13 protein-coding genes are annotated in these 15,597 nt (G+C 69.4%); 8 read left to right on the top strand and 5 right to left on the bottom strand.

What is annotated here, in order from left to right; genetic code table 11:
* Positions 1 to 162: 162 nt before the first annotated feature.
* Complete coding sequence (locus tag ASE56_RS04435) at positions 163 to 753, bottom strand: response regulator transcription factor (protein ID WP_056225442.1); 591 nt, start codon at positions 751 to 753, stop codon at positions 163 to 165.
* Between the two features lie 282 nt (positions 754 to 1,035).
* On the opposite strand from ASE56_RS04435, the gene ASE56_RS04440 reads away from it, so the two are divergent.
* Both ASE56_RS04440 and ASE56_RS04445 read left to right on the top strand, forming a co-directional pair.
* The gene (locus tag ASE56_RS04440; protein ID WP_235556929.1) at positions 1,036 to 2,235 is read left to right on the top strand and encodes a sensor histidine kinase; all 1,200 of its coding nucleotides are present in this window, start codon (positions 1,036 to 1,038) and stop codon (positions 2,233 to 2,235) included.
* Positions 2,236 to 2,362: 127 nt separating this feature from the next.
* Entirely contained in the window at positions 2,363 to 2,701 is a 339-nt protein-coding gene (locus tag ASE56_RS04445; RefSeq protein ID WP_056225446.1) for an Lsr2 family protein, read from the top strand.
* 39 nt (positions 2,702 to 2,740) lie between these two features.
* Here the strand turns inward: ASE56_RS04445 and ASE56_RS04450 are convergent, their stop codons facing one another.
* Both ASE56_RS04450 and ASE56_RS04455 read right to left on the bottom strand, forming a co-directional pair.
* Entirely contained in the window at positions 2,741 to 2,986 is a 246-nt protein-coding gene (locus ASE56_RS04450; RefSeq protein WP_156371605.1) for a hypothetical protein, read from the bottom strand.
* Positions 2,987 to 3,219: 233 nt separating this feature from the next.
* Complete coding sequence (locus ASE56_RS04455) at positions 3,220 to 3,645, bottom strand: hypothetical protein (RefSeq protein ID WP_056225452.1); 426 nt, start codon at positions 3,643 to 3,645, stop codon at positions 3,220 to 3,222.
* 135 nt (positions 3,646 to 3,780) lie between these two features.
* Here ASE56_RS04455 and ASE56_RS04460 point away from each other — a divergent pair, with 135 nt between their 5' ends.
* The 5 genes from ASE56_RS04460 (at position 3,781) to ASE56_RS04480 (ending at position 11,980) form a co-directional block, all read left to right on the top strand.
* Positions 3,781 to 5,076 carry a sigma-70 family RNA polymerase sigma factor gene (locus ASE56_RS04460; RefSeq protein ID WP_082450307.1) on the top strand — a complete coding sequence of 432 codons (1,296 nt, stop codon included), beginning with the start codon at positions 3,781 to 3,783 and terminating at the stop codon, positions 5,074 to 5,076.
* A gap of 102 nt (positions 5,077 to 5,178) precedes the next feature.
* Positions 5,179 to 6,978, top strand: a complete 1,800-nt coding sequence (locus tag ASE56_RS04465) for an Ig domain-containing protein (RefSeq protein WP_056225459.1) — start codon at positions 5,179 to 5,181, stop codon at positions 6,976 to 6,978.
* Between the two features lie 72 nt (positions 6,979 to 7,050).
* The gene (locus ASE56_RS04470) at positions 7,051 to 9,030 is read left to right on the top strand and encodes an S-layer family protein (RefSeq protein WP_156371606.1); all 1,980 of its coding nucleotides are present in this window, start codon (positions 7,051 to 7,053) and stop codon (positions 9,028 to 9,030) included.
* Positions 9,031 to 9,134: 104 nt separating this feature from the next.
* Positions 9,135 to 11,219, top strand: coding sequence for a DUF11 domain-containing protein (locus tag ASE56_RS04475; RefSeq protein WP_156371607.1), 2,085 nt, complete (start codon positions 9,135 to 9,137; stop codon positions 11,217 to 11,219).
* 173 nt (positions 11,220 to 11,392) lie between these two features.
* Entirely contained in the window at positions 11,393 to 11,980 is a 588-nt protein-coding gene (locus ASE56_RS04480; protein WP_056225467.1) for a hypothetical protein, read from the top strand.
* Here ASE56_RS04480 and ASE56_RS04485 read toward each other — a convergent pair.
* Both ASE56_RS04485 and ASE56_RS04490 read right to left on the bottom strand, forming a co-directional pair.
* Complete coding sequence (locus ASE56_RS04485; RefSeq protein ID WP_082450308.1) at positions 11,970 to 13,031, bottom strand: LacI family DNA-binding transcriptional regulator; 1,062 nt, start codon at positions 13,029 to 13,031, stop codon at positions 11,970 to 11,972. The two genes, ASE56_RS04480 and ASE56_RS04485, sit on opposite strands and share 11 nt — an antisense overlap.
* Before the next feature lie 26 nt (positions 13,032 to 13,057).
* A complete protein-coding gene (locus ASE56_RS04490; protein ID WP_056225470.1) occupies positions 13,058 to 14,737 on the bottom strand; it encodes a glycoside hydrolase family 13 protein in 1,680 nt (559 codons plus the stop codon).
* A gap of 176 nt (positions 14,738 to 14,913) precedes the next feature.
* On the opposite strand from ASE56_RS04490, the gene ASE56_RS04495 reads away from it, so the two are divergent.
* A complete protein-coding gene (locus tag ASE56_RS04495; protein ID WP_056225473.1) occupies positions 14,914 to 15,438 on the top strand; it encodes an adenine phosphoribosyltransferase in 525 nt (174 codons plus the stop codon).
* The last annotated feature ends 159 nt before the right edge of the window (positions 15,439 to 15,597 follow it).

Raw genomic sequence — 15,597 nt, forward strand, 5'->3', positions numbered from 1 at the left:
TGAGGCGGGCGTGAATCTCGAACTTCCACACCCGCCCCGAGCGGCCCACCACAGGCTCTGACCACGCGAGGAGCTATCTCGCGCGGACAACATCCTGACCGTGTGCCCGCCCTCCAGGAGGGCTGAGCGCGAATTTGTCCACTTCAGGTGACGCTCGCGCAGTTATGGCGTATCCACCCGATCGCCGAGCAGATGCGACTCGGCGAGCCCGTGAAACCAATTGGACAATTGGACTCTGTTCGTGGTGTCGGTTTTGTCCATCGCGCGAGACACGTACGTCTTGACCGTGTTCTGACTCAAATGCAGGGCCGCGGAGATCTCTTCGTTGCTCGCCCCCATCGCCAGCAATTCGACGACTTGGATCTCTCTGTCGGAGAGCACGGTGGTGCTGGTCTTCGATGAGGAGTCTGCGCCGACGAGCGCCGTGATGAAGTCGGCTGCGGGAGCCGTCTTGGCGACGAAGGCGTTGACACCGACGTTGCGTGCGTCCGCATACAGCGCCGGGTTGTCGATCGACGACATGAGGACCATGCGCAGGTCCGGGTATACGAGACGGACTCGGCGCGCGACGGAGAGACCTGATTCCTCGGGCATGAAGAGGTCCATGAGAAGAACGTCGGGTTGCAGGTCTTTCACGGCCTCCAGGAGCCCCCGATGGCCGGCGAACTCACCCACGATCGAGACGCTCGTATTCCCGCGCAACAGGAGCCTGATGCCGGTGCGCACCAGCGGATCGTCATCGATCACCAGCACGCGAGCCGGCTTGCTAGACACGTTCATCGAATTCTCCCTCGCGAGCACCCCCAGGCGCCGGAGACGAAACGTATCACCCGAGCTCCGCCCTCCCCGGGCGAGATGCAGCCCAACCATCAACATCGGTTGACACGGAGCATCCCGACAGTGCGCGGTATCCGGTACTGTCGGTCTCCAATCCGTCGGAAGACGGAAAACGCACTCACGTTGCACCCGATCAGCGCTAGGCGGACTACTCGTCGTGCCGCGATCCAGCGCCCGACCCGTGCGGAGGACGCATTGGTGAAAGACAACCTCGACTACTTCAGGTCGTATCAGCGAAACGCACTACTCGCTGCGGGTGCGGGAGCGATCGGGTTGGCGCTTTTCGCCTTAGCCGCCCCGCCTCTGCAATTGTGGAATCTGCTCGTCACCCTCGCGATCGGGTCCATCGGCGTGACCGCTCTCCTCTGGAATCACAAGCGAACGCGTCTCGTGGCAGGGATCGTCCTCGCCACCGCCGCCCTGACACCCATCGCCGCCCCCGCCGGGTGGGCGATGATGTTCCTCCTCGGGCTCCGATACACCCCACGGGTGACCATCTGCTTCGTCATCGCGGGGATGACATCGAGCGCCGGTCTTTTCGTGCTGTATCTCATTCGCTGGGCGAATACCTCCAACGCCGGCCTTGCCGCTCTCATCGCGGTGTTCTCGATCCTCACCACCGCCGGCGCGGGCTTCGCGGGAATCGTTGCCGGCCACCAGCGTCGGCGGAACGCCGAGGTGACCGACCTCTTCCTCGACGCGATGAAGCAGGCGCCTCGTATCTCCGAGCAGGCGACGCAGGCGGAGCGCTCACGCATCGCCCGCCTGCTCCACGACGAACTCGGTCACAATCTGGCGCTCATCAACCTTTTCGTCAGCAGCATCGAGACCGCCCGGCTGACCGACAGCGAGATCAGAGAAGCGCTCAGCACCATCCGCGATCAGAACCGGGCGGCTGCGCGGGCGCTCGCGAACACCGTCACCGACCTCACGTCCACGTCGAGCAGGGCTGTGCTGGAAGACAGGCTCGCCGATATCGTCCGTGAAGTCGAGCGCGCAGGGCTCGCCGTGTCGATCGACCTCGTCGACGACCTTCCGCTCAGCGGTGCTCATTCCGACTTCGTCGTACGCACCGTCCGCGAAGGATTGACGAACGCGGTGAAATACGCGCGGCCCGCTCGGGCGGACGTCACGTCCGCGTTCGACGAGCGATCAGCGACGGTGACCTTCACCATCGCGAGTCCACGCGCAGAGGAACATGAGGCGGGACACGCGATCTCGAGCGGGAATGGCATTCGAAGCCTCCAGACAGATGCCGTTCCCGTCGGGGGAGTGGTGACCTTCGCAACAGACGACGCCCGTGCGTACTTGACTCTCATGTTGCCCATCGATTTAGAAGAAGTAGGTGGTCACCAAATGACGGACGCAGCCCACCGGTCGGAACATTCCGACGAATAACGCGCGCTCTCGTGGCCGAAAGTTGATCTCCCACCGGGATTGCTCCGCAGCCGTGTCAGCGGGTCGTTAGATTCGCACGCATTGCGGCGTCTGTCGCCGTATCCGGAGAAGACGAAAGGCCTCCCACGTGGCGCAGCGGAAAATCATCCAGATGGTCGACGACCTCGACGGGGCAGTCATCGAAGACGGCGAGACCGTCCACTTCTCGATCGACGGTCGTGTGTACGAGGTGGATCTCTCGAGACGGAACGCCCAGGCCCTTCGTGACATTCTCGCCCCTTACGTGGCCGCAGGCCGCCGCTCCGGCGGTCCCGCTCGCACGCGACGCGCGGCGTCGACCCGTGACGTCGAGGCCATCCGGAGATGGGCGACCGCGAACGGCTTCGCGGTCAGTGACAAGGGCAGGATGTCGAACACCGTCCTCGAGGCCTACCGGGCGGCGAATCACTCCTCGTCCCGGGACTGAGCGTTCCTCCGCCCGACGACAGGCGTGCCCGTCGTCCGCCTACCGCGAGAGGGCGAGGGCCACGACGGCAATCACACCGCCCCACACGGGGATGACGAGAAGAGCGGCGATGAGAGCCCCTCGAAAGAACGACAGCGACTCGGCCCGGCCCGCGTCGCGACCGTTGGCACTCTCCGACGTCATCGTCGGGTCGCCGGGCGGGTCGTCCGATCGCAGCGGGTGAGGGTGTGCTCCGGCGGAGCGTTGAGACGCGCTGAGCGCGGCGGGGGCAGAGAATGTCGGCATCGCGATCACCTCGGGATCAGGTCGCCGGGCCCGGGATGCCCGGCGATCGCATCACTGTAGGAACGCCCACCTCGACCCCGGCGCGCGCCGACGCCGTTTGTCAACTTCTGACCACCGATCGCACCGCGCGTCGCGCAGCAGGCGCTCCCCGGGGGAGAGGGGCGGACTCGTCCGCTGCTCGCCAGATCGAGCGCGAGCTGGGCCGCGCCGATGAAGAACACGACGGCATCGGGCTAGCGAGAGGCAGCGCCATGATGTGGGAGACCGAGGTGATGTGCTCCGCTGGTCGCCGCCGCCAGCTGGGCGATCTCGGGGTGGAACCGCCAGGTGATGATGACGCGCTGAGTGTCGTTTCGCGCCACGCGCGATGCCTCCGCCAGCACGTCCCACAGGTCGACCAGGGCGACATCGTCAGCGAACACCACACCGGACGGGATCAGATCCAGTGCCGTGCGGACGGCGGTCGCTGTCGGGGCCGTCAGTCGTATCCACTCGGACGTCTGCTCCACGGCATCCGCGACGATGGTCGATCGCAGGCGTTTCGTCGCTCCCGTGACGATCACGACACGGTGCGGCCCGGTGAGCGCGTCGTGCACCGCGCGCCGCAGGGGTTGCACGGCCGGCCCTCTGTCGGCGGGAGTGGAGGGGGAGATGTTCATCGGGACTCCTTCATGTGCAGGCCCCGCGCATGAGACAGCGCGGGAAACGAAACTCCTTCCGTCGGTTGACGCCCGGGGCGGAGGAATCTATCGCCGACCCGTGCGCGCGAATTCCGCTACTTCGAGGGGACGCCGATGAGAGCTGAGGAGAATACGACGGCGGGGGACGCGGACCGCCTCGCCGCTCTTGCCGCCGCCGGAGACCGAGCCGCGGCGGCCCGGTACTTGCAGAGTGTGCTTCCCTACCTGAGACGGATGGCGAACCATGTCACCTCGGCGCCCCTCGACCCCGACGACGTCCTCAGCGAAGCCCTTTCCCGGCTTCTGCAGAAATGGAACCAGGGCACCGGGCCCCGATCCCACGCGCACACGTATGTCATTCGAACGATGCGGAACATCGTCGTCGACGAATACCGTGCGTCGCGTTCCCGAGATGTTCCCCTCGGCCTCGAGGGGATGCCCACGGACGAATCGGTCGACGATTCGTTGCGCGAAATCGAGCTGGATGGCGAGTTCACGCTCATCCGGGAAGCTTTCCGCAGCCTCCCCGAGGACCAGAGGAAGGTTCTCGACGCCGTCACCGTTCATGGACGGAAGCCCTCCGAGCTGACCAGCGAACTCGGTCGAAACGCCGCCGCCGTCTCGAATCTGCTCCGACGAGCCAAACTCGCCCTTCGCCGCGCCACTCTCGTGTCGACACTGCGCCGGGGGCACGCCGACTGCGCCGCCAACGCCGCGCACATTCCGCGGACTCCGCAGCCGGAGTGGCAGGCGCACGAACCCGCTGCACCGGGGCTGGCGCACATCGGCGGCTGCCGCACGTGCCAAGACAACTGGCGGCGGTGGGCGACCCTGACGTCGGCGCTCGGCGTCACGACCGTCCTCGTCGTGTCATCCGTGAGCGAGCCCCCTGCTGCCGTCGCTCTCTCGCCCCCTCGGCGCGGGAGTCGTCACCGGGCGGTGGAGCGCGGGAGGAGCGTGATCTCGCGGGCGCTCCCGTGGCTCAAGCCGGGCGCGCTGTCCGTCGCTGCCGGCTCGACCTTGGCCGCGGTCGGACTCGTCACGCTCTTCCTCACCTCTGCCACCGAACCCCCCGCGCACTTCACCGCCGAGGCGGTCTCATCGACCACCCTGTCGCTCTCGTTCGCCGTCGACGCGGAGACCTGGCGGGCCGACTCGATCGCCCTCACGATCGAGGGCGGGCGCCTCGGCGAGGTGCCTCCCGCATGGAGGTGCGAGACGCGCGCCGACACTGTGGTGTGCGACCCCGGCCCGGGACCGATCGACGTCGTCCTCACCGTCGTCTCCGACGGCACGACGGCCGCGCCCGCCTACCGCGTCGTCGTCCACGCGCGGGCGGGCCAGTTCGATTTCGAGGGGACCGCCACCGGGTATTTTCCGCACGGCGCCGCATTTGTCACCGGAAGTTGACAACCGTTGCCTGGGGTGAGGCATGTGTATGTGTCCCCCTCTACCGTCCAAAGAACGTCCCGGCCCGGGGGCGGTCTCTGTGCGCCCTTGGGGGACCACGACATGTCTTCGACCCGTTCCATCGCTCGACGAGCCGCCGCGCTCGGAGCGAGCGTCTCCCTGGTCGCTCTCGGGGTGCTGGCAGCGTCGCCCGCCCAGGCCGCGACCTGCACGGTCACGCCGACGACGTGGCCGGACCTGCAAGCCGCGTTCGCCACTGCCCCCGCAACCGGCGCGGTGATCTGCCTCGGCGCGGACATCACCGCGCCTCAGTCCTTCGTCCCGGGGGCTGATCGGCTCAGCCAGCCGAACGGCTCCGATGTGACGTTCGATCTCAACGCCCACTCCCTCACGATCGCGGTGGATCCGAGCTCGGGGATCGAGGCGGGCATCTCTGTCGATGCCGGCAACACCCTCACGATCGATGCCACCGGTGGCGGAGCGACCACCATCAGCGGAGGTTCGTACGGCGCAGCAATCGGAGCTTCGTCCAGCAGCGACCTCGGAACGGTCATCATCAACGGTGGTGTGATCGACGTGTCCACCGCTATCGACGGAGCCGGAATCGGCGGCGCGCAGTTCGCGCCGGCCATGGTTGCCGGCTCCATCACCATCAACGGCGGCACCATCAACACAAAGACGTACAACTGCGGACCCGGAATCGGCGCAGGCGAGTACAGCACCGTTGCGGCCGACATCACGATCACCGGCGGCACGATCAACGCGGCGGGTACGTGCGGAAGCCCCGGTATCGGAGGCTCCGCGCAATATTCGTCCGTCAGCGGAAACATCACCATCACCGGCGGCGTGATCACCAGCACGGGCACTCAGGCCGCGGGCATCGGCGGCGGGTTCAATGCTGCAGGAGCCAATATCACGATGTCCGGCGGTGACCTCACCGCATCGACACCAGTCCAGCCGGGGGGTGGTAACGGTGCTGCGCTCGGATCGGGCGCCGCCGGGCCCACCCTCCCGGTTCCGCCGCCCGGAACGTTGACTCTCATCGGTGCGGGGATTCCGACGTCGACGTCGGGCACCGCCCCGTACGCATCGTCCCCGATGGCCACGGTTCTCCCCGGCCCTGTGGGTGTCACATTCACGCAGACCACACAAGACGGCACGTTCACCCAGGCGCCTTCGACGCGAATCGTCTTCGCGGTTGCCGTCGCGCCGCAGATCACGACCACGGGCCTCCCCGGGGGGACCGCCGCGGCGCCCTACGCGCAGATCATCGCGGCATCCGGCACGGGGCCGATCACTTTCGCCCTCGCCAACGGCACGGCCCTGCCGCCCGGGCTCGCCCTGGACCCTGCCACCGGTGCCGTCAGCGGCACGCCCACAACGGCGGGGTCGTTCTCGTTCCAGGTCCGTGCCACCAACATCATGGGCTCAGACACCAGGTCCTACTCTCTGGAGATCGCTGCCGCGCCGGCCATCACCACGGCGAGCATTCCCGACGCGACGGCGGGCGCCGCCTACTCCCAGACCATCACGGCGACAGGAACCGGCCCCGTCACGTTCGCCCTCACCAGCGGCTCTGCTCTCCCCGCGGGGCTGACCTTGGACCCGACGAGCGGCGTCATCTCCGGAACACCGACCGCCTCGGGCACGTTCACGTTCGTCGTCACCGCGACGAACGCCACCGGTACTGACTCACGCACGTACACGCTGACCGTCGCGGCGGCAGCGGCCACCCCGACCCCCTCCGCAACGTCGGCACCCGCTGCACGAACGGGCAGCAGCACGCTCGCCGTGACCGGCACCAACGGAGCACTCGCGCCGCTTCTCGCGGGCGGCGGTGCGCTGCTCCTCGTCGTGGGCGCCGGGTCCCTCATCCGCGCACGCGGACGCCGGCAGTCCTGAGCGCCTCATCGCAGACGCCGATATCCCACCTTCCCGAACGCGCCACGTAGACATCCCAGAAAGAAGTCGTCCATGAGTCCCTCTCCCCGTTCATCGGCCCGGCGCTGGTCCGCGCGGGTTCTCGGCGCCGCGATGCTGGCCGGTGCGCTCGTCGCCGCGCCCGCGCTGCAGGCGTCGGCGGTCTCCTCGCCCCCCGTGGTGGTCGACCAGTTCACCACCACGAATGGCGCCTTCCTTCTTCTGAAGCCGAGCGCGGGTAACGTCCTCTACTCAACGAACAGTGGCGGCGGCAATCTCAACGTCACTGACTTGTCCGCGTCGCCGCCGTCCACCACGCAGCGGGTGCTACGCGCGGGGCAACCCGGGACGAACCGCGAGCTCGATGAGAACACGGACGGGTCCCGCCTCTACGTGACATCGTTCACGGGTATCGACGTCGTAGATGTGTTGAACCCGTCCGCGGTGTCGGTCTTCTGGCCCGCCCCGGCCGGTACCAGCTACTACTCCACGGCGTACGACCCGGGCACGGGGCACTTGCTCGTGTCCACCATGGGCAGCGCCGGCTCTTCCATCGTCGAGCTGGATCCCGCATCGGGCGCGGTCATCGCGCAGCATCCGACGGCAAACCTGTCGTACACGCAGCTCGCCGTCGATGCCCCGCGCGGGCTGCTCTACGGCACGGCGTCCGGGGTGCTCACGGCCATGCGAACCTCGGACCTCACCGTCGTTGCGACGTCGGCGGCGATCGCAGTCGGAACGGCCAATTCCAATGGCGTGGCGATCGATAGTGCCCGCGGCCGGGTCTACGTGACCACCGGCAGCGGCAGCAACGACGTGTCAGCCTTCGACGCGTCCACGTTGGCGACCCTGGCCACCTATCCGCTCGGGTCGACCGCGTCCGCGGCGCTGTCGCACATCGCCAGCTCCAACTACCTCGTCGCGAGCTTTCTCAGCTCCAGCAAGCCCCGCCTGATCGACCTCAACACCGGTACCGTGACCCAGATCACCGCCGCTCCCACCGGTCTGAACCGCGGCCTCGCCGTGGACCAGACGAACGGGTACATCTACAACGCCGGAACCACCAACAGCCAGGTCACCGTCCTCGCCACCGCCGTGGACATCTTCACCACCACCGTGCCGAACGCATCGGCGGGCACCGCCTACACCGCCTCCATCGACGCCGCCGGCTCCCTGCCACGAAGCTTCGCCGTCTCCAACGGTGCCCTCCCGCAGGGCCTGACGCTCGACAGCGCCACCGGCATCATCGCGGGAACGCCCACGACGGGAGGGACCTCTACCTTCACCGTGACCGCAACGAACGTCGCAGGAACGGACTCGCAGGCCTACACGCTCTCCGTCGCGCAGCCGCCCGTCATCACGACCACCACCGTGCCGAACGGCGCGAGCGGCACGGCGTACACCGCGACGATCGCCGCCACGGGCAACGGCCCGATCACGTACTCCGTCAGTTCCGGCGCACTGCCGGCGGGTCTGGCTCTGGATGCCGCCACCGGTTCGATCAGCGGTACCCCCACCACCGCGGGGTCGTCCGCCTTCCAGGTCACGGCGACGAACGCCGACGGGACCGACACGGCCGACTTCGCGATGGAGGTCCTCGCGGCACCGGTCATCACCTCCCCGACGCCCCCGGCGGCGACCGCCGGCGCGGCCTATTCGCACACCGTCACCGCATCGGGCTCCGGGCCGATCACCTTCACCGTCAGCTCCGGTGCGCTTCCCGCCGGTCTGACGCTCGACGCCTCCACCGGGGTCATCTCCGGAACACCGACGGTCTCGGGTTCCTTCACCTTCACAATCACCGCGACCAATGCCGCCGGGTCCGACGCGAGCGCCTACGCGCTGGCGGTCGCAGCCGCACCGGTGACCCCGGCACCGTCTTCGACGCCGACGGCGGCGGGAACGGGGAGCAGCAAGCTCGCCGTCACCGGCAGCAACGGCGCACTCGCGGCGTCCCTCGCGGGCGGAGGGCTGGTGCTGCTCGCCGTCGGGGCCGGCGCCCTGATCCGGGCGCGCACACGCCATCTGTCCTGATCCGACCCCACTTCACCTGGCCCGGTCGGCGTCGGCGTCAGCGCTCACCATTCCTCGCCGTCGGAACCCGTTCGCCGGACCGCCGGCCCGTCATTGGAGAAACCATGAATCCGAACTCCCTCTCTGCGGGGCGCGCTCTTCGCGCCGAAGCTTCGCCACCGCGCGCTGACAAGCGTCCAGGCGGTTTCGCGCGCTCCATCGGGATCCTCGCGGCAGCACTTCTGGCGGGGCTGTTGGGGCTCGTCGCCCCCGCGGTGGCGGCACCCGCCGCTCAGGCGGCCACGGTGTGCGCCGCCGGCAGCATCTACGCCAACGTGGGGTCCGGTCGGCTCGCGCTGAACGAGTATTCGACAACGGGGACGCTCCTCAACTCCGTGCCCCTCACCCGGGACTACTACGACATCGCCTTCCTCAGCGACGGCACCACGCTGTACGGCGTGCGCGTCAACGTCCTCTGGCGTATCGACCCGACGACCGGGCAGGAAATTTCCGGCACGCCCATCACGGGCCTTCCTGCGAATTATGATGCGAACGCCTTGAGCGCCCTCCCCACCGGCGACCTTCTCACCGGGACGAGCAACTCCACGGAGATCTTCCAGATCAACCCGACGACGGGCGTCGCCACGCCGTTTCGCGCGTCCTTCCCTCCGGGCTTCGGGTCGGCCGGCGACTTCCTCAGCCTGAACGACGGCGACATCCTCGCCGTCGGTACCGGCACAAACGTCAGCACGCTGTTCCGCATCAAGCCCGACAACTCGGTCATCGAGGTGGGCACGGTCCCCACCACCTATGGCGCGGCTCAATCGGGCAACGTCATCTACCTGCCCAGCGGCGGCGGAGAGATCCCCGCCGTCAGGAACTTGCCCACCACCGCGTCCGCCGCACCCATCCCCGTCGACACCCTCGCATCCACCGGCCTGGTCTTCTTCGGAGCGACCGCCCCTCAAGACAGCGGTCTGTGCGCCGGTCTGACCCTCGAGAAGACGGTGGCGCCCGCGGCGGCGGCCCCTTATGCCGCGGGGCAGGCCGTCACCTTCTCGTTCCGCGTCACCAACTCCGGAAACACCCCCGTCCGTGATGTGGCCGTCGACGAAACGGCGTTCACCGGCACCGGCCAACTCGGTCCGATCAGCCCGAGCACCTCCGGCTCGCTCGCGCCCGGGGCATCGACGACGTTCACCGCGAGCTACGTCCTCACTCAGGCGGACGTCGACGCCGGGGTCGTCACGAACACCGCGGAAGCGACCGCGACATACTTCCAGCGGTCGACGATCACCTCTCAGCCATCGACCGCGGCGCTTCCCATTCAGGCGGCCGGCTCTCTCTCCCTGCAGAAGAGCGCATCTCCCGCCGGACTGAGCGCCTACACGGTCGGCCAGAACATCACGTACACCTTCGATGTGCGCAACACGGGGAACGTCACCGTGAAGGACGTCGCGATCCGCGAGGACGCGTTCACGGGGAGTGGCGTCATGAGCGCCCCCACTCCCGCCACGGTCGCGGCACTCGCACCCGGCGAAGCAACGGTGTTCACCGCGACCTACACGCTCACCCAGGGCGACATCGATCGGGGCACCACGTCGAACACCGCCACGGCCACCGGCACCGCACGGGGCATCCCCGTGACCTCGGCGGCGTCGCGGGCGCTTCTGTCCGGGACGGCCGCCCCGTCCCTCGCTCTCGACAAGACCGCCGCCCCCGCACCCGGCGGCGCGTTCCACGTCGGCGACCAGATCTCGTACCGCTTCACCGTCGCCAACACCGGCAACGTGACGGTGACCGGCGTCGGGGTGACCGAGGGCGCGTTCACGGGCACGGGCACGATGGGGGCTGTCTCTCCGTCCGGGACGACGACGCTCGCCCCCGGTGAGAGCACCGTCTTCACCGCCACGTACACCGCCACGAGTGAGGACGCGACGAGAGGTTCTGTTTCGAACACGGCGACGGCGTCGGGCACCGCGCCGGGGAACGTCCAGACGGTCTCGGCCCCCTCCACCGCCGTGGCGCGCATCGCGGCGCTCCCCGTTCCTCAGCCCTCCACGTCTCCGACTCCGGCGTCAGCGGGTCGTGCCAACCTCGCGGTCACCGGCGGCAACGGCGCGATGGCTCCCGTCCTCATCGGCGCTGCGCTTCTGCTCGTCGTCGCCGGCTCGGGGGTCCTGGTGCGCGCACGGCGGCGTCGACTCTAGGGTCGTCTCATCACGTCCGGTTCGGTCCGTCCCCTCCCTCGGTGCGGGCGGACCGAACCCGACGTGTCGCGCCCCGCGCGTGAATGCGGATGACGCAGAGGAGATCCCCCTGCGTCATCGGGGTCGGAACACTGCGACTCAGAAGGGATCCGTCTGAAGTGTCCCGTGCGCGATTGCGAGCAGTCATCGCCGTCCTGGTGATCGCCGGGGGAGTCCCGGTCGCGCTGCTCGCGTGGATCGGCGGGGTCGTGCTCGCCGATCGGCTCGGGCTCGCGGTGTCGTCGGAGCAGATCTTCACAGGGCTTCTCGCCCTCCTCATCGGAACCATCGTCTGGCCCCTCGCTCTCCGCCGGCTCCGGCGCGAGCTGTGGCGCCGCGAGAATTTGGTTCCGGCACCGGCGCCGACGCGCGGAGACGGCCTTCTGCGAGTGCTCATCGTGATCTGCGGAAGCGTCGGGATCCTGGTTCTGTGCGCTCCGCGCGACGTCGTCGCAGCAGTGACCGGCATCTGGGCCGCGGTGTCCGTGGGCCCGCGAGAGGACGGCATCCTGCTCCAGCTCGTCCTCACCCTCATGAGCCTGCTCCTGGCCGCTCCCGCGCTCTTCGTGACGGGATACGCCCTCCGGCGCCTGGACGGTCAGGACCCGCGGCGTCTCCGCTGGCAGGAGCGGCGGAACTGGTACACCGCGGCCGCCGTCGCGTGGGCGGTCTCGCTGGGCCTCGGCCTCGTTCTCTCCGTGGCGGCCCTGCTTACTCTCTAGAGCGACCCGTGACCGATGCGGCGGGGGTGCCCTCGAACGGCCTGCGGACCCGAGGGCCCGGAGCCGCGGTCGAACCGCGGTCGACCACCTCGAACGGCAGGGTGCCGAGGCCCCGCCCCGGCTCGGCGCCGTCGAGAGCGGCGAGAACGGCCTCGGCTGCACGCGCCCCCTGACCCCGCGCGAACTGGTCGATGGTGGTCAACGAGAACCATCGGCCGAGCTCGTGTCCGTCGACCCCGATGATCGAGACGTCGTCGGGAACCCGCAGGCCCAGCTCCCGGGCGGCGAGGATCGCACCGATCGCCATCTCGTCCGACGCGGCGAACAGCGCGGTCGGCCGGCGCTGTGCCGTGAGCAGCCGGGTCGCCGCCGCCGAGCCTCCCTCGATCGTGAAGTCGGCCGGTTCCACCACGGCATCCGCGATGCCCGCCGCCGCCAGCTGCTCCAGGAAGCCCCGACGGCGCAGCCCCGGCACCGTCGAGCCCGCAGCGGTCGCGGCGTCCGCTCCGATGTGAGCCAGGCGGCGGTGGCCGAGCCCCAGCAGATGCTCGGTGGCCGCGCGGCCCACGGCGAGATCGTCGACCGTCAGAGTCGTCAACAGCGGGTTCGGGCCGGCGATCGCCACGATGGGAACGTCGAGGCCGCGCAGGGACGTCGACTCCTCGGCATCCAATTCGAGGGCGACCGTGATGACGGCGTCGATGCGGCGGCGGCGCAGGTGGTCGTCGAACACGCGGCGGCGCTCGGTCGGGTCGGCACTGACGCTGTAGAGCGTGATGTCGTAGCCCTCGCGGACGAGGGCGTCGGAGATGCCGGCGAGGACCGTGCTGAAGAACCACCGGTCGAGGAACGGCACGACCACGCCCACCGCGCGCGCCCGCCCGGTTGCCAGACTCGATGCCGCCGCCGACACGACGTAGCCGAGCCGGTCGGCCGCGGCCAGCACCCGGTCGCGCGTGACGGTCGAGACGGGTCCGCGCCCGCTCAACGCGCGCGAGACCGTGGCCGTCGACACCCCCGCCGCGCGCGCGACGTCGTCGATACCGGCCACGGTCTCGCGATTCCGGATGCCGCGGCTCAGGCCGCCGCGATCCAGACGGTCGTGTCGGTCGGCAGGCGGTCGCCGTCCAGGGGGCCGCTCGCGATGAGCACCTCGCCCGCGGGCAGCTCGACCGCGCCGTCGCCAAGGTTGGCGATCACCAGCAGCGAGCCGTTGCGGAACGCCACGACCTCGTCGCCGAAGCCGTCGAGCCACTCGAGCTCTCCCGCGCCCAGGTTGCGTGCGCGGCGCTCGGCGAGCAGCGACCGGTACAGCGTCAGCGTCGACGAGGGGTCGTCGACCTGCACGTCGCGGGCGAGGTCGGCCCACTCCGCGGGCTGCGGCAGCCACGACTCACCCGTCGTGTTGAAGCCGTACGCGGGGGCGTCGGCGGTCCACGGGATGGGCACGCGGCATCCGTCGCGCCCGTAGCGCTCGCCGTTCGTGCGGAACCAGGTCGGGTCCTGACGTGCGTCGTCGGGCAGGTCGATGACCTCGGGCAGGCCCAGCTCCTCGCCCTGGTACAGGTACGACGAGCCCGGCAGGGCCAGCATGAGCGAGGTCGCGGCGCGGGCGCGGTGCAGACCCTTCACGGGGTCGGGCTTGCCGGGCGTCTTCGGGCCGATGCCCGCACCCTGCGGGTTCTCGGCCGTCAGCGCGAGGCGCGAGGCGTGGCGCACGACGTCGTGGTTCGACAGCACCCAGGTGCTCGGGGCGCCGACGGCGGCGTACTCGGCGAGCGACTCGCCGATCACGTCGCGGAGGGCAGCGGCATCCCACGCGGTCTCGAGGTAGTGGAAGTTGAACGCCTGGTGCATCTCGTCGGGCCGCACCCACAGGGCGGTCTGCGCGACGGTGGGCAGCCACGCCTCGGCGCAGAGGGCGCGGTCGCCGTCGTACGCGGCGAGCACCTCGTGCCACTCGCGCCAGACGTCGTGCACGCCCGGCTGCCCCCAGTACGGGACCTCTTCGGCGTCGCCGCCCATCGAGCCGCCCTCGGGGTCGGGCGTGAAGTCGGGAAGACCCTCGGCCTTGATGAGGCCGTGCGCCACGTCGACGCGGAAGCCGTCGACCCCGCGGTCGAGCCAGAAGCGCAGGATGTCGCGGAACTCCGCGCGCACCTCGTCGTTGGTCCAGTCGAAGTCGGGCTGGGTCTCGTCGAAGATGTGCAGGTACCACTGCCCCGGGGTGCCGTCGGCCTCGGTCACGCGCTTCCACATGCCGCCGCCGAAGACGCTCTCCCAGTTGTTCGGGGGCAGCTCGCCGTTGTCGCCCGTGCCGTCGCGGAAGATGTAACGCGCGCGCTCGGGGCTGCCCGGCGCGGCCTTCAGCGCCTCCTGGAACCACACGTGCTGATCGCTCGAGTGGTTGGGGACGAGGTCGACGATGACCCGGATGCCGCGATCGTGGGCCCCCGCGAGCATCGCGTCGAAGTCGGCCAGGGTGCCGAAGATCGGGTCGACGTCGCGGTAGTCGGCGACGTCGTAGCCCGCGTCCTTCTGCGGCGACCGCTGGAAGGGGCTCAGCCAGATGGCATCCACCCCCAGGTCCTTCAGGTCGTCAAGGTGGGCGGTCACGCCCGGCAGGTCGCCGAGGCCGTCGCCCGAGGCGTCGGCGAACGAGCGGGGGTAGATCTGGTAGATGACGGCGGTGCGCCACCACTCCGAGCCGGGAGCGGCGACGAGATCGGCGCGCGCGTCTTCCTGCGTGAAAGTCATGGCGTCGACCTTACTGCAAGCGCTTGCAGGGTGGAGCATGCGGGCCGTGAGACCCATCGAGTGTCCACGACACCCGGACGAGATCTCGACGGGTCCGCGCGCCTCGGACACTCGACGTCCCGGCTGGCCATCCGCCGCGCGCCCCGCCTCGCGAGCGCCGCGATTAGGCTGGGTCGGTGCCCGACGCCTCCGCCCTCGCCCGCGCTGAATCGCTCATCACGAGCATCCCCGACTACCCCAAGCCCGGGATCGTGTTCCGCGACATCACGCCGCTGCTCGCCGACGCCGCGGCGCTCCGCGACGTGGTCGAGGCGCTGATCGAACCGTTCGCCGGCCGTTTCGACGCCGTCGCCGGAGTCGAGGCGCGCGGCTTCCTGCTCGCCGGAGCCGCTGCCATCGTCGCGAACGTGGGACTCATGCCGATCCGCAAGGCCGGCAAACTTCCCCGCCCCGCGGCCACCGTCTCGTACGACCTCGAGTACGGCTCGGCGCAGATCGAGATGCACGACGACGCCGCGGACGGCGCCCGCGTGCTGCTGCTCGACGACGTCCTCGCCACCGGCGGAACCCTCGGCGCGGGTCGCGAGCTGCTCGAGGCCGTGGGCAGCGAGGTCGTGGGCATCGCGACGCTGCTCGAGATCGACGGCCTGGGTGGCCGCGAGGCGCTCGGCGGCGACCTGCACTCCGTCTTCCACGTCTGACGCGGCGTCCGCGAGAGCCCTGGCGGCGCGGCGCGTGCGAAACTCCTGAGCTCTCGGTCGAGAACGGGCGCGTGCCGGCTGTTTCGGAGCCCCGCCGCCCGATTGCTCAGGAGTTCGGCACGGCCCTGCGTCCGGGCCGCCTCCGCCGTCGACCAGAAT

Origin of the sequence: Microbacterium sp. Leaf203 (assembly GCF_001421275.1) — a bacterium.
In the GTDB taxonomy this organism is placed as follows: domain Bacteria; phylum Actinomycetota; class Actinomycetes; order Actinomycetales; family Microbacteriaceae; genus Microbacterium; species Microbacterium testaceum_A.

What these genes read in the sequence shown, in the direction of transcription:
- ASE56_RS04455 (WP_056225452.1), bottom strand. Translation starts at nt 3,645, where the DNA reads ATGAACATCTCCCCCTCCACTCCCGCCGACAGAGGGCCGGCCGTGCAA.
- ASE56_RS04460 (WP_082450307.1), top strand. Translation starts at nt 3,781, where the DNA reads ATGAGAGCTGAGGAGAATACGACGGCGGGGGACGCGGACCGCCTCGCC.
- ASE56_RS04470 (WP_156371606.1), top strand. Translation starts at nt 7,051, where the DNA reads ATGAGTCCCTCTCCCCGTTCATCGGCCCGGCGCTGGTCCGCGCGGGTT.
- ASE56_RS04475 (WP_156371607.1), top strand. Translation starts at nt 9,135, where the DNA reads ATGAATCCGAACTCCCTCTCTGCGGGGCGCGCTCTTCGCGCCGAAGCT.
- ASE56_RS04465 (WP_056225459.1), top strand. Translation starts at nt 5,179, where the DNA reads ATGTCTTCGACCCGTTCCATCGCTCGACGAGCCGCCGCGCTCGGAGCG.
- ASE56_RS04490 (WP_056225470.1), bottom strand. Translation starts at nt 14,737, where the DNA reads ATGACTTTCACGCAGGAAGACGCGCGCGCCGATCTCGTCGCCGCTCCC.
- ASE56_RS04450 (WP_156371605.1), bottom strand. Translation starts at nt 2,986, where the DNA reads ATGCCGACATTCTCTGCCCCCGCCGCGCTCAGCGCGTCTCAACGCTCC.